The following is a 14,214-nucleotide window of genomic DNA, read 5'->3' as shown; positions in this document are numbered from 1 at the left end:
GTTTTTTTATGCTTGATATTATCGTCTCATTTATTTTTCAAATGCATTAAGCGTCTTTACCAAGCCGTGACGACACTCTGTATTCCCCTGGCGTCATGCCTAAGTTTTTCCGCGACACAGTGTACATGTATTGCACGGAAGGATAACCGCAAGTGCGGGCGATTTCGTCAAATGGGAGATTGGTCGAGGTGATCAATTCGCACGCTCGATAAAACTTGGTCATGTGCAATTGCTCATGCATGGAGCAGCCGATCTCGTCGATAAAGCGAGTTTCTAGGTTGGTTCTGGAAATGCCTATGTAATCCACCACTTGCGCGACTTTCACACCTCGACAGGCGTTATGACGTATAAAATGCATGGCTTGAATCACATAAGGATCGCGCAACGCTCGATAGTCAGACGACTGCCTTTCTTCTACACCAATCGGATCGACCACCACCAACGAGTCTTCCACAGGGTAACCCAGCAACATGCGATGCAGCATCTTCGCGGCTTCATAGCCCATTTGCTTGCAGCCTTGTTCGACAGAAGACAGCGCGGTGCGATTTAAATAGCGCGCCATGTTTTCATTGTCGATCCCGACAATAGCAACCTGCTCCGGCACCATAATGTTCAAATGGTCACAGGCTTGCAGTAAGTGACGCGCGCGGGAATCCGTCACCGCGACAATACCAATCGGCTTAGGCAGCCCTTGCAGCCACGTTTCTAGATCATGTTGCGCTGTTTCCCAAAGCTCTGCAGTGGTAAACAAGCCTTGGTGAACATGGGGTTCAAAACCATCAGAACCCACTTGCTCGATAAATGCGTGTTCGCGCTCGCTCGCCCAACGACTGTAGTCTGTGCTTGGCACACCATAAAACGCGAACTGCGGCAGACCTTTGCGCTTTAAATGCTCATACGCGCATTTCACTAACGCGGCGTTGTCTGTTGCGACATATGGTAAACGAGGATAATCATTTTTATGATGATAAGAACCGCCCACGGCGACGGTCGGAATGTCGGTATTTCTTAACAGTGCTTCTACTTCAGGGTTATCAAAGTCGGCAATAATGCCGTCGCCCTTCCAATGGTTTAAACCATCCAAACGATGGCGAAAGTCATCTTCAAAGTACACATCCCAATCGCATTGCGCGGCTTGCAGGTATTCGCCGATGCCTTCAATGACTTGTCGGTCGTAGACTTTATTGGCATTGAACACAAGGTTAAGGCGGTAGCGTTTTTCAAACATACAAAAGCGTCTCTAATTTTTATTTTTACGATCAGAATCATAACCTCAGAAGGTTCAGCCGTCCTAGGGAATAGCAAAAATCAGAAACAAATTAATAAAAATCGTAATTTTGAATACACAGACCATCGGGAAGGGAAAGGGGAGGAAAAAAACACCGTGGTAAAACAGTGAAAAAGCGGTACAAGGCGGTACCGCTTTTCGTGATTAAAGACCTTTTAGTCTTTGGTATAAATCATGAAAACGCTCTCGTTTTTTCGCATAACGCGCCGAGTTTTCTAAGTTTGGCTGATACCTTTTTATCAACGTCGGTTTCACGCAAACATCATTTACCGCCTGCTGACCTTGATCACCTATCGCAGCCAATCGTGCGGCACCTAATGCAGGACCAACCTCTCCGCCTTCGCGGTAATCCATCGGAATAGCAAATACATCCGCCAGCAATTGCAACCAATAGGTACTTTTTGCACCACCGCCAATCACATCAATACTGTCATGAATATTCTGAGCCGAGCGCACGGCGTCTAAGCCATCAAGCAAGGCAAAGGTCACGCCTTCTAACACCGCATGAACCAGATCCGCTGGCGTAGTTTCATGGGTCATTCCCCAAAAAACCCCCTTTGCATTGGCATCATTATGAGGGGTTCTTTCCCCACTTAAATAGGGTAAAAACGTCACGTTACTCGCATGATCAACACGGTTTTCGGCGGCCAATAATGCGGCTTCCACACTGTTAAATTGCGTCAATTTAGTAACCCAATCAATGCAGCTCGCCGCACTTAACATCACCGACATGGTGTGCCATGTATTTGGAATCGCATGGCCAAAACTGTGCAACGCAACCGCAGGATTCGCTGTAAAACCATCGCTTACTGAGAAAATTACGCCTGACGTACCAAGCGACAACATGGTTTCTTCCGGTTTGATAATCCCCATGCCGACCGCGCCTGCAGCGTTATCCCCACCACCCGCCACCACAGACACAGCCGACATGGACCAACGTTTTGCTAACGCCTCGTTAATCGTGCCCGTGATTTCTGTCCCTTCATACACCTTTGGCATTTGTTGTTCATTTAGACCTGTTGCTTGCAACATGGTGTCGCTCCAAGCACGTTGTTCCATGTTCAACCAAAGCGTGCCTGAGGCATCCGAGACATCCGTCGCGAACTCGCCTGTCATCCTAAAACGCAGATAATCTTTTGGCAGCAACACTTTATCAATTTGCGCAAAAACATCTGGCTCGTGCTGTTTCACCCACAATAATTTCGGAGCGGTAAAACCTGGCATGACCAAGTTCCCCGTGATCGATTGCACTTCTGGACAACGCCTTTGCAGCAACAAACATTCTTCATAGGAACGGCCGTCGTTCCAAAGAATCGCCGGACGCAACACCTCGCCCAGCTTTCCTAGCAAGGTCGCGCCATGCATTTGCCCTGATAAGCCAATGGCTTTTACCTCTTGGAGGTTATTTTCTGCAGCCAGTTGTAACATGGCCAAATCCGTTGCTTGCCACCAGTCTTCTGGGTTTTGCTCAGACCAGAGATCAAAAGGACGCGACACGGAAAGAGGTGACGAGCAGCTCGCCACGACGTGTCCATCTTTCGCCATAAGAATGACTTTTACGCCTGAGGTGCCGAGATCTATACCGATATACATACATTACCTATCCATAAATTCGCTATGATGAAAGACCGTCTTACTGCGCTTTTTTGGTCTTAACGTCCAACCAAACCGCGAGCAATAAAATCATGCCTTTGACGATCAATTGCCAAAACGTCGGCACGTCCAACATACTCATACCATTGTCCAAACTCGCCATGATCAGTGCGCCCATAATGGCACCGAATACCGCACCGACACCGCCAGCTAAACTGGTTCCGCCGATCACACAGGCGGCGATTGCATCCAACTCAGCCATGTTACCAGCTGCTGGCGAACCCGCGCCAAGACGAGAGGTTAGAATCAAAGCGGCGACCGCCACCATCATGCCGTTAAAACCAAACACCAACATCTTGGTACGCTCAACGTTGACGCCAGACATGCGAGTCGCCTCGATGTTGCCACCAATCGCGTACACTCGACGACCAAATGAGGTGCGTTTTGCCACGTAAGTGGCGATAAGAATTAGCCCGCCCATGATTAAAATTGGCGTTGGAATACCACGATAGCTTTCCAAGATGAACAACAAGCCCATCAACACAGACACCGCAATCGTGGCTTTGGCGTATTCAAATTTCGCCGATTGATTTTCCACACCGTGCTTTTGTCTTGCTTGACGACGAGTATAAACACGCGCTACCAGACCAAGGCACAATAACGCCACGACACTAATGCCCCAACCGGAAGGTATGTAACTTTGCCCAACAATGGCAAGTGAACTGGACGTTGGTGCGACGGTCGCACCATCGGTTAAACCCACTAAGATGCCACGAAACGCCAACATTCCGGCCAAGGTCACAATAAACGATGGCACTTTTTGATACGCAACCCACCAGCCATTAAACAAGCCCAAGACTAAGCCAGACACCACGGTGATTAAGACGGTTAATAGAATTGGAAAGTGAAACCAAACATCCAAAATCGCCGCAATGCCCCCCAATAAGCCCATCATGGAACCTACGGACAAATCGATTTCGGCGCTGATAATCACGAACACCATACCAATTGCCAACACACCCACAATGGCCGTTTGACGTATTAAGTTAGAAATATTTCGCGGTGACACAAAGGCACCGTCCGTCGCAAATGAAAAGAAGACGACGATCAACAACATGGCCGCCAACATGGCAAACAGTTGTAATTGACTGGTTTTTATTGTTTTAAACATTCGCTGTATCCTCTTTGATCGCGCAATTCATTATCATTTCTTGAGTCAAACCTTGATGGTCAAATTGACCTTTTAGTCGTCCTTCGTGCATCACCAATACTCGGTCACTGATCCCTATGACTTCGGACAATTCAGACGACACCATGATGATCGACATACCTTGTTTGACGAGCGCAAACATCAGTTTATAAATTTCGTATTTGGCGCCCACATCAATGCCACGAGTCGGCTCGTCTAGTATCAAAATTTTGGGATGCGTTAATAAACATTTGGCGATGATGGCTTTTTGCTGATTACCACCGCTCAAATTTTTAATAGACAGTTCAGACGACGCCGTTTTTACTTTCAGTTGTGCAATATAATTATCGATGTCTTGGCTTTCTTGATCTTCATTGATCGCACCAAACCATGACGAATATTGACTTAAAACCGAAAGGGTGATGTTTCGTCCAACGCTCATAATAGGCACGATGCCGTGACGCTTTCGGTCTTCTGGCACCATGGCAATACCGGCTTCTAACGCTGTGCGCTGAGAACGAATTGCTAACGACTCGCCATGCAATTCAACCTCTGCTTCGTAGTTACCATCGTAAGAACCATACAAACATTGCATCAGCTCCGTTCGACCAGAACCGATCAACCCTGCGATGCCAAGAATTTCACCTTGCCGTAATTCAAAACTTACGTCTTCTACTTGAGCACGCGAGGCACCGGCTTGTTTCGCCGTCGCGTGATTCACTTTCAGTATGACGTCGCCAATGTCGTGCTCTTCCCGTGGGAAAAGCTCGTCTAATTCGCGTCCGACCATCATGCTGATAATGTCATTTTGCGTCAGATTCTCAGCGGATCGCGTGTCGATATGGTCGCCATCACGAATCACTGTGACCCAATTGGATAAGGCCAGCACTTCTTCCAATTTATGAGAAATATAAATGCAAGCGATGCCCTGTTGTTTCAGCTCACTCACAATGTTCAATAGAATCTCGATTTCTGTGGTGGTCAGAGAAGACGTTGGTTCATCCAGAATCAATAACTTCACGTTTTTGTTTAACGCTTTGGCAATCTCGACCAATTGCTGCTGACCCACACCAAGATCTCTGATAGGCGTATCGGGCAATACATCCAGTTTGACCCGTGCCAAAAGTTCCGAAGTACGACGATGCATTTCTTCGTCATTGAGTCGTGCAAACGAGCCAAGTTCGTTGCCAAGAAAGATATTTTCTAAGACGGTCAATTCTTTAACGAGTGCCAATTCCTGATGGATAATGACAATCCCTAGCGCTTCGGTATCTCGAATGCTAGATGCCTTGACGAGATTCCCTTCAAAATAGATTTCGCCTTCATAAGAACCAAAAGGCCAAACGCCGCTGAGTACCTTCATCAATGTGGATTTGCCAGAACCATTCTCGCCACAGATAGACAAGGCTTCACCAGGATCAAGCTGGATACTCACGCCATTTAATGCACGGACACCGGAGAAACTTTTTATAATCCCACGCATGTCCAATAATGGTTGCTTCATATTTACACCTTTATGAAAAGCAAATGGCACCCTTTCGAGTGCCATTAATAGGAATGAACTAAGGATTGTAAACAGCGTTACGTGTGTGGTAACCGTCAGCAATAACGGTGGAATCTAGGTTGTCTTTAGTGACAGCGATTGGCGTTAACAATAAAGCATCTACATCTTTCTTGCCGTTATTAACGTGACCTGTAACCTGGATTTTTTCCCCACGAGCCAGTTTAACCGCCATTTCAGCACTGGCTGTTGCCAGTTTAGAAATCGGTTTGTACACCGTCATGGTTTGAGTACCAGCAACAATACGGCGCATGGCAGCGAGATCCGCGTCTTGACCAGAAATAACCACTTTGCCACTCAAACCTTGAGCCGCTAACGCTTGAATCGCACCGCCCGCGGTGGAATCGTTGGACGCCACAACCGCATCGATTTTATTGGCGTTGGCGGTTAGACCATTTTCCATAATGTTCAATGCCGCTTCAGCAGACCAACCCATTGCCCATTGATCGCCAACAATCTGAATTTGTTTCGCATCAATAGCCGGTTGAATCACGTTCATTTGCCCTTGACGGAACATTTTTGCGTTGTTATCGGTTGGCGAACCGCCCATCAAAAAGTAATTCCCTGTCGGTTTTCTTTTCAATAGTGCTTCGGCTTGCATCTCACCCACTCGGATGTTGTCAAAAGACACATACAAGTCAATGTCAGCAAATTTGATCAATCGGTCATACGCCAAGACTTTGATGCCTTCCGCTTTCGCTTCCGCCAACACATTGCCTAGCACTTCGCCGTTTTCAGGCACGATAACCAACACATCTACGCCACGCGAGATCATGTTTTCGATTTGGGAGATTTGAGTAGTGACGTCACCATTTGCAGATTGGGTATAGACTTTTGCGCCCATGGCTTCTGCTGCGGAAGTGAATATGTCTCGGTCTTTCTGCCAGCGCTCTAAACGCAAGTCAGACATTAACAAACCGATCTTTTCACCAGCGGCCAAAGCAGGAAGTGAAGTCGCCGCGCAAAGGGTGGCGAGTAAACTCATAGAAACGATTTTTTTCATCTTGTCATTCCTTGTTATTTTTATTAAGTGAACGAGCTCCTGTATGGAGTCAGTCGAATGTAAATCGATGCTCTTAGAAGGGGTATTATCTTTTTTTGTTTGTGTGTGGCGTTTTTTATAAATTCGCAAAAAAAACACTTCCGCTCTTTTCTGACAATATTGTCAGAAAAATGTCCATGCTTAGTTCGCGTCGAAGCACTAGAATAATGCAACAAGACGACACCAATCGGCCCAATAGGAATGAGCATGAGATTACTTTTAATTGAAGATGAAGAAAAAACCTCCTCTTATGTCAAGCGTGCATTAAAGGAGTTGGGCTTCAATGTCGATGTCACGGCCGATGGTTTAGACGGTTTACACTTTGCAATGGAATACGATTACGACGCGATTATTCTGGATGTCATGCTACCCAGTCTAGATGGCTACGGTATTTTAGACCGACTTCGGGTAAGCAAAAACACGCCGGTGATTATGTTGTCTGCAAAAGGGTCGGTTGAAGAACGCGTAAAAGGATTACGACATGGCGCGGATGATTATTTATGTAAGCCGTTTTCGTTAAGTGAACTGGTTGCTCGCATTCAGGCGCTATTAAGAAGAAACCAAACTGATGGCACCGAAGTCACGCATCTGAACATCGACGATTTGCATCTCGATCTATTAGCACGAAAAGTTAAACGCGGCGAAGACCGTTTGGAGCTGACCGCGAAAGAATTTTCACTGTTGTGTTTGTTGGCCAGAAATCAGGGCAAAATCTTGTCCAAAATGATGATTGCCGAACAGGTCTGGGACATGAATTTTGACAGCGATACAAACGTCGTCGAAGTGGCGATAAAACGACTCAGAACCAAAATCGACTCGCCTTACACTGAAAAATTAATCCATACGGTTCGTGGTATGGGTTACGTTCTTGAAGCAAGATCCTAGCATTGAACCCAAGGTATTTATGAAAACCACCTCTATTTCCAGCCGACTATCCGTCATGTTTGCCTTGTGCGCGGTGTTGATTTTATCCGTTTACGGACTATTTCTTCGGTCATCACTGGACGATTCACTCACTAAGCAAATGCACAATGAGTTGATATTCCGCGCCAATTTAATTGAACCTTGGATTGGTTCCCGTGCATCACCAGAAGCCTGGCAACGGTTAGACAAAAAACTCGCGGAACTCACCGAAGCCGAAGGCGGTCGAGTGAAATATTGGATTTTTGATGCAGACTCCACCGTTTTACTGGGCGATAACAGCTTGTCTGACTTAGGCCAAATTCCTTCTAACAACGGTTTTACTCGCATTCCATCCGATAACGAGTTGTCGTCTGATCGCTACTTATACACTACATTTACGTCGTTTGATGGCGAAAATACCGCCTTACGTTTTGCCGTTTCCATTGACTCAACTGCGTATGTTGGCACCTTAAATGAGTTCACCCGTACGCTGATTATCATCAGTATTTTAGGGATTTTATTGGTGGCCTTGCTGGGCTTTGCCATCTCAAGAATGGGCATGAAACCAGTAAAACGACTCAGTTCACAAGCCGAAAAGCTGGAGGCGGGGAATTACGATCAACGTTTAGACACCACAAATCTACCGAATGAATTACTTGCCTTGGCGGCGTCATTCAATGGCGTCCTCGATCGCCAGAAAGTCGCATGGCAGCAACTTGAAAGCTTCAACGCAGACGTGGCACACGAACTCAGAACCCCACTTACGAATCTTATTGGGCAAACTCAATTGAGCCTTTCCCATCAACACGACATTGAAGAATTAGAAGAATTGCTCGGTTCAAACTTGGAAGAATTGGAACGCATGACAACCATTGTGAATGACATGTTGTTTTTGTCTCATGCGCAAGCCGGCGAAGCCGCTACGCAAACGTCCGAGGTGTCGTTACAGCAAGAGGCCCTAAAAACCGTCGATTACATGGAACCCTTACTAGAAGAAAGTGCGCTTCACGTTGAGATAAAAGGCGATGCTGTCGCCTGTATCGACCATCGCCTGTTTCATCGTGCTTTGGCCAATTTGTTAGGCAACTGTGTGCAATACGCGACCGTCAAATCCACCGTTGTGGTTGCCATCGAAAAACAAAGCCATCATGTTTCTATTTCAGTTTCCAATCAAGGTACGCCGATCGAACACACTCACCTCAATCGATTATTTGAACGGTTTTACCGTGTTGACTCTTCCCGAGGCGACAGCCGAACTCACCATGGTTTGGGGCTTTCTATTGTGAAAGCCGTCGCGTTAATGCATCAGGGCTCTGTGTTTGCTACCAGTCAGAATGGAATCAATACCTTTGGTTTCACGCTGGCCATTCAACCAGAACACTCGATTCTGACAAAAAAGTAAGGTACACGTCAGTTTAGTGACATGATCGCTTTGATAAAGTGAGTACATCTTAAATATTGCACGCGGTGGCCTTGCGAATTCGTTCGCTAACCACCTAATGACAATGTTTTTTGTTCTTACTTTATTTAATCACTGTCCTGAGGAATTACCATGATCAAGCACTCGATTATGACCATCGCCAAACTTGTTACCGTTGGTTGTGTTTTATTTGGCACAGCGCAGACACACGCTCAATCCAAAGCGCCAACCGTTTTGACTTACAGCGACCACCAACCGTTGAACGGCATGAGAATGCATTTTCTTAATGACGTTTTTTTCCCTGCGGTAGAAAGGGAATCCAATGGTCGACTCAAAATTGAAACCCATTGGGATGGTGAATTGGCCATCGCTTATGAGGCGTTGCCTTCCTTGAGTTCTGGGAAAACAGACATCAGCGTTATCGTTCCAGAATACAAAGCCAAAGAAATGCCATTGCATCAAATATTCAAAGGCTTCCCAGTTGGCCCTTCTGGCGCCCAACAAGTTAAATTTTTTCGTGAAATATACGATGAAGTACCAGAATTCAACCAAGAGTTAGACGACAATAATATTCGCCCTATTTTCCTTTCAACGGGTTTTCCGGCGAGCTTTTTTGGCACGAAATCTTTGCCTAATTTACAGCAAATCCAAGATCAGAAATGGCGTTCTGCGAGCTTCTGGCATTTAGATTTTCTAAAAAGCGCGGGCGCAGAACCAGTCAGAATGCACTGGGGCCCAGAAGTCTATGACGCATTATCAGACGGTCATTTGGATGGTATTTTGGTGAATATCGACAGTGCTTATAACCTTGATTTGCATAAAACAGCAAAACACTCACTGATTTCTCAAAAACTCTGGTTAGGCCATTTGTACATTATCGCGATCAATAACGATGTGTGGGCAAAGCTTGATAAAAAAGACCAGCACGCGTTCAACCGCGCGGCAGAATACGCTTACGGATTATTGGGCGATGTGATGGATAAAAGCTATGCAGACATGGTTAGCACCATCGAAGCGGAAGGCAACTCTGCAAGAGAGCTAACCGACGCTGAAATTCAAGCGTGGGCCACCACGTCTGACTTTGCATCGCACCAACGCCGTTGGGCAGAAGCGCTACCAAACAACAGTGAAAAAGCCATCGATGCCATTGATCGCGTTGGTGATATCCTAAAAAAATACAATGATTAATTGACCAAAATTCTCGCCCTATTCCTCCGCTAATCAGCATGAATAGGGCGATCTGTACAGGAATTATCACAACGAACGCGTCGTCCTTATTTTCTATAGGAAATAGAAAATGTCTTTGAAACACTTTATTTCCATCTCTCTTTTCTTTGTCTTTCTGTTTGTTTGTCTGTATGTCGTTAGCGCAGACTTGTTAGAGAACCATCGATCGGCTGACCCTCTTGCGCCGAAACACAAAATAACGGTGAGCATCAATGACGAAATTCACGCCTTCCCCGTCACTTATCGTTTCTTGGGAAATGACGTCACCGCTACTATTTTTACACCAGAAAACGTCGATAAAATGCAGCATTATCCGACCATTGTGATTGTCCAACTGAGTCACCAAAACGCGCTTTCATTAGAAACTTTGTATGCTAGACGATTCGCAGAACGCGGCTACATCACCATCATAACGACGAATAAGACAGCCATTCAAACGAAAAGCACATCGTCCGAATCGAGTCAGAACATGGCAGCACTGAAAAGCCTTGATATTAATCGCTCGGAAGACATTCGTGCCATGGCCAGTATTATTCGTGAATATTTGGGAGAAGATCACAACTCGATTGGCGTATTGCGGATTCGACCAATATCCGACAGAAACATAAACACCTATTCCGCAACGATTCTGCCTTATCTCTCAACTCATACAACACATAATAAAACCATTCATGTGACCACAAGCACAGAAAATATCGAGGACAGTGCCGCGTCACAACACCTTGATAAAACCATGAATAAGCTCACTTTATTTTTCAGCGAGAACTTACTTTAGGTGCTATTTGGCTTAGTATATCGGCTCACAAGCATCGTCTTCTTTGGGAAAGGATTCACCTCGCGCCATGGATTCCATTAAAAAGTGTACTGGTTGGTTCGTACTTGGCACGCTGATCTTTTATTTACTGTCCGTTACGCAAAGTATTTCTGTGTTGCTACCAACGCTACTAGCATGGGCCGCTAACATTGCGATGTGGCACACATTAGCACCCAGCGCAAAACGCCAAGTGTCTTGGTTAATGGGCATTGGAATCGCGACACTACTGTTTGCCGGATCAAAAGGAATCTGGATGTCTTGGCAACAGGTGTTTGCCGTGAACGTGCCCATGTTGGCGATGTTTGTTGCGGTGTCCTTTTTAGACCTCACGAGTTCGACCGATAAAAACCGACCGTTGCCCAAAGGGTTGAGCGCCATTTTTAATACCACGCTGAGCGTTCAGGTGTTAGGCGCGGTGATTAATTTATCGGTGATCATGGTGTTTGCCGATCGCATGAAAGCCGCCATTAAATTAACACCTGTTCAACAACTGATCCTGACTCGCAGCTTTGCCGCCGCGGCGTGGTGGTCACCATTTTTTGTCGCCACAGGCGTCGCCTTGATTTACGCGCCAGGATTGCAATGGCAAAAAACACTTGTACCTGGCCTTGCGATGGCATTTATTGCGGTTATTTTCACCACTGCCGAAGCCTATTATCGAACAAAAGGCGATTTTCACGGTTTCCCCATTCGTCGTGAAAGTTTGTTCATTCCACTTTTTCTGGCGTTAGCGGTCATTCTTTTTCATTTCATTTGGCAAGATATCAGCATACTCGTGCTCATTTGTATTCTCGCCCCCAGCGCCACTATTTTGTTAATGCGCACCGACTCAAGACGCAAAAGTTTAGCGCACTTTGTAAACCACAAACTTCCCCAAATCGGCAGCCAATTTGCTTTATTTTTGGCCGCAGGTATTTTTTCAAATGGCATTAGCGCAATCATTCTAAGTTATCCGGAATACTTCAATTTAGACAATTTCACTTTTAGTGCGCTGTTGTTTTCAGTCGTTCTTGCCTGCATGATTTTGGCTGGGGTGATTGGCATTCATCCTGTGGTGAGCATCGCCATCGCCAGTCCCATGTTATTGCCATTGAACCCAGATACGACTCAACTGGGCTTTTTGTTTTTAAGCGCGTGGGCCATTTCGGCAGGCAGCAGCGGCTTAACCGGACTCGGTTTATTGATGACCAGCCGTTATCACATTCCCACAAGAACCATTGTTGCCAACAGCGCCCATTATGCCCTTTTCATGTGGTTGCTTTGCTCTTTGGTCAATGGCGTCTTTCTGTAGCGTTAACCTACGCCTGTCTTTTCACTACAAAAAAACCAACTACAAAAAAACCAGTATCTTATTAAAGACACTGGTTCTTTGGGTTAAAAATTCAAATCAAACCACGACTCAACCAAGATCTGCAAAGAACTTAGCTCAGTATGATTGAGGAATTATTTAATCCAATTCCGCTCAAGATCTTCCGGTGGAATAGGTCGAGAGAAGAGATAGCCTTGTAAACGCTTAACACCAAGTCGACAACAAATATCTCGCTGCAGCTCTGTTTCAACCCCCTCAGCAACCGTTTCGTAATTCAACGAATGAGCAAACGAACTAATCGCTTTCAATAGACTTGCCTCCTCTTCGCTTTCAATGTGCTGTACAAAGCTTTTATCAATTTTCAGAATATTGAATGGGTATTTATTCAAGTGCGATAAAGACGAATAGCCTGTACCAAAGTCGTCCAAGGCCAACTTAACACCAAGGTCCGATAGGCTTTTAAGCATTGCCAAGGCGACCAAACTGCTTTCTAAGCTGCTTTCTGTTAATTCGAGTTCCAACTTTTCTGGCGGGATTTGGTAGCGTTCTATGCATTCCAGTAAATATTTGACTAATCCAGTGTCTTTTAATTGGCGCGCAGAAAGATTGACGGCAATGGTGAAGGTCATTTTCTCCACGTTAGGATATTTCATCCACTGACCAAACTGCTCACAGGCTTTATGCAGAACCCAACGTCCTAATTCGTTTATGTAATCCGACTCTTCGGCAATGGGAATAAAGTCATCAGGAGGAATCAAACCTAACTCTGGGTGCTCCCATCGAATTAAGGCTTCAACACCAACTATATCAAAGGTCTCTGCATCTACTTGCGGTTGGTAATATAATATGAATTGATCTTTTTCGATGGCGGTTTTTAAGTCATTTTCAATGCGTATCCGGCTTTCTACTTGCTTATGGAAACGTTTGGAATAGTACTGAGCTTGTTTTCCACCCAACCCTTTCGAACGATACATTGCCACATCTGCACACTTCATCAACTCTGCCGCACCCGTCGCGCATTCTGGGTACGTTGCCACCCCAACACTCATAGACAGTTGTACCGTTTTACCTTGTATTTCCATCGGGGCAGAAACCGCTTGAATAATACGATCGACCATCAAGCGAATTTGATTAGGATTTTCCAACGTATGAACCAATATTGAAAATTCATCACCGCCTAATCGACATATTTTATCGCCAACATCAATAACGCCTTTAAGTCGTCGTGCGATTTCTTTAAGCACGTCATCACCCACTACATGACCAAAAGTGTCGTTGATGTGCTTAAACTTATCCAAATCCACAAGCAGTAAAGCCAGTGGACTTTTATCCCGACAGGCTTGAATTAGTGCGTCTTTTAACGCCACATCAAAAAAATAACGATTACTCAGTCCGGTCAAACTGTCTTGTTCTGCTAAGTATCGTAATTTTTCATGACTTTCACGTACCTGTCTTTCTAACTGACATCGCTCGGCAGAGATAAGGATCGCTCTTTTCAACCGAGGTGCTGTAATTTCACTCTTCATAATGAAGTCTTGTGCGCCAGCTTCAACACACATCAGCGCAAGCTCATCATCACTGCTATGACTTAACATCACGATGGCCGATGCAAAGTCTTTAATGCCTCGTAATTCACGCAGCACTTCAATGCCATTCTGAGTTGGGAGCTGATAATCTAGCAAAATGATGTCGTAGCGCGTCATCGACGCTAGGCTTATCCCTTCTTCTGCTGAAACGGCTTGATCGACCGTTTCTAGCTGTAACTCGGAATCTTTTAATGTTCTGATAGCCGACATTCGATCGACTGCATCGTCATCTATAATTAATAAATTCATATTTCCCTCTGATAAATCTACTCAGGCTATCAA

At 45.5% G+C, this 14,214-nt stretch carries 11 protein-coding genes; 5 read left to right on the top strand and 6 right to left on the bottom strand.

Annotated features, from left to right (window positions below):
• Positions 1-46: 46 nt before the first annotated feature.
• The 5 genes from D104_RS27990 to xylF all read right to left on the bottom strand — a co-directional run bounded on the left by D104_RS27990 (position 47) and on the right by xylF (position 6,634).
• Entirely contained in the window at positions 47-1,228 is a 1,182-nt protein-coding gene (locus D104_RS27990; RefSeq protein ID WP_024023973.1) for a XylR family transcriptional regulator, read from the bottom strand.
• A 204-nt stretch (positions 1,229-1,432) separates the two neighbouring features.
• On the bottom strand, positions 1,433-2,881 hold the full coding sequence (gene xylB, locus D104_RS27985; protein ID WP_024023972.1) for a xylulokinase: 1,449 nt from the start codon (positions 2,879-2,881) through the stop codon (positions 1,433-1,435).
• A gap of 40 nt (positions 2,882-2,921) precedes the next feature.
• Complete coding sequence (locus D104_RS27980; RefSeq protein ID WP_024023971.1) at positions 2,922-4,052, bottom strand: sugar ABC transporter permease; 1,131 nt, start codon at positions 4,050-4,052, stop codon at positions 2,922-2,924.
• Complete coding sequence (locus D104_RS27975; protein WP_024023970.1) at positions 4,045-5,574, bottom strand: xylose ABC transporter ATP-binding protein; 1,530 nt, start codon at positions 5,572-5,574, stop codon at positions 4,045-4,047. Before D104_RS27975 ends, D104_RS27980 begins: the two co-directional genes overlap by 8 nt.
• 58 nt (positions 5,575-5,632) lie before the next feature.
• Positions 5,633-6,634, bottom strand: coding sequence for a D-xylose ABC transporter substrate-binding protein (xylF, locus tag D104_RS27970; protein ID WP_024023969.1), 1,002 nt, complete (start codon positions 6,632-6,634; stop codon positions 5,633-5,635).
• A 246-nt stretch (positions 6,635-6,880) separates the two neighbouring features.
• Between xylF and D104_RS27965 the strand changes: the two genes are divergently transcribed.
• The 5 genes from D104_RS27965 (at position 6,881) to D104_RS27945 (ending at position 12,328) form a co-directional block, all read left to right on the top strand.
• On the top strand, positions 6,881-7,558 hold the full coding sequence (locus D104_RS27965; protein WP_024023968.1) for a heavy metal response regulator transcription factor: 678 nt from the start codon (positions 6,881-6,883) through the stop codon (positions 7,556-7,558).
• A gap of 19 nt (positions 7,559-7,577) precedes the next feature.
• Positions 7,578-8,978, top strand: coding sequence for a heavy metal sensor histidine kinase (locus D104_RS27960; RefSeq protein ID WP_024023967.1), 1,401 nt, complete (start codon positions 7,578-7,580; stop codon positions 8,976-8,978).
• 150 nt (positions 8,979-9,128) lie between these two features.
• Complete coding sequence (gene dctP / locus D104_RS27955; protein ID WP_024023966.1) at positions 9,129-10,184, top strand: TRAP transporter substrate-binding protein DctP; 1,056 nt, start codon at positions 9,129-9,131, stop codon at positions 10,182-10,184.
• 109 nt (positions 10,185-10,293) lie between these two features.
• On the top strand, positions 10,294-10,998 hold the full coding sequence (locus D104_RS27950; protein ID WP_024023965.1) for an alpha/beta hydrolase family protein: 705 nt from the start codon (positions 10,294-10,296) through the stop codon (positions 10,996-10,998).
• A gap of 67 nt (positions 10,999-11,065) precedes the next feature.
• Positions 11,066-12,328: a hypothetical protein gene (locus D104_RS27945; protein ID WP_024023964.1), complete on the top strand. Its 1,263-nt coding sequence runs from the start codon at positions 11,066-11,068 to the stop codon at positions 12,326-12,328.
• Positions 12,329-12,480: 152 nt separating this feature from the next.
• Here D104_RS27945 and D104_RS27940 read toward each other — a convergent pair whose 3' ends face one another.
• Entirely contained in the window at positions 12,481-14,181 is a 1,701-nt protein-coding gene (locus D104_RS27940; RefSeq protein ID WP_024023963.1) for a putative bifunctional diguanylate cyclase/phosphodiesterase, read from the bottom strand.
• Positions 14,182-14,214 lie beyond the last annotated feature (33 nt).

Source organism: Marinomonas profundimaris (genome assembly GCF_000508165.1).
GTDB classification, from domain to species: Bacteria; Pseudomonadota; Gammaproteobacteria; order Pseudomonadales; family Marinomonadaceae; genus Marinomonas; species Marinomonas profundimaris.
This window is presented reverse-complemented; position numbering and strand designations above follow the sequence as displayed.

Excerpts from the sequence above, each read along its gene's own strand:
- D104_RS27990 (WP_024023973.1), bottom strand. The coding sequence starts at position 1,228 with ATGTTTGAAAAACGCTACCGCCTTAACCTTGTGTTCAATGCCAATAAA.
- xylB (WP_024023972.1), bottom strand. The coding sequence starts at position 2,881 with ATGTATATCGGTATAGATCTCGGCACCTCAGGCGTAAAAGTCATTCTT.
- D104_RS27980 (WP_024023971.1), bottom strand. The coding sequence starts at position 4,052 with ATGTTTAAAACAATAAAAACCAGTCAATTACAACTGTTTGCCATGTTG.
- D104_RS27975 (WP_024023970.1), bottom strand. The coding sequence starts at position 5,574 with ATGAAGCAACCATTATTGGACATGCGTGGGATTATAAAAAGTTTCTCC.
- xylF (WP_024023969.1), bottom strand. The coding sequence starts at position 6,634 with ATGAAAAAAATCGTTTCTATGAGTTTACTCGCCACCCTTTGCGCGGCG.
- D104_RS27965 (WP_024023968.1), top strand. The coding sequence starts at position 6,881 with ATGAGATTACTTTTAATTGAAGATGAAGAAAAAACCTCCTCTTATGTC.
- D104_RS27960 (WP_024023967.1), top strand. The coding sequence starts at position 7,578 with ATGAAAACCACCTCTATTTCCAGCCGACTATCCGTCATGTTTGCCTTG.
- dctP (WP_024023966.1), top strand. The coding sequence starts at position 9,129 with ATGATCAAGCACTCGATTATGACCATCGCCAAACTTGTTACCGTTGGT.
- D104_RS27950 (WP_024023965.1), top strand. The coding sequence starts at position 10,294 with ATGTCTTTGAAACACTTTATTTCCATCTCTCTTTTCTTTGTCTTTCTG.
- D104_RS27945 (WP_024023964.1), top strand. The coding sequence starts at position 11,066 with ATGGATTCCATTAAAAAGTGTACTGGTTGGTTCGTACTTGGCACGCTG.
- D104_RS27940 (WP_024023963.1), bottom strand. The coding sequence starts at position 14,181 with ATGAATTTATTAATTATAGATGACGATGCAGTCGATCGAATGTCGGCT.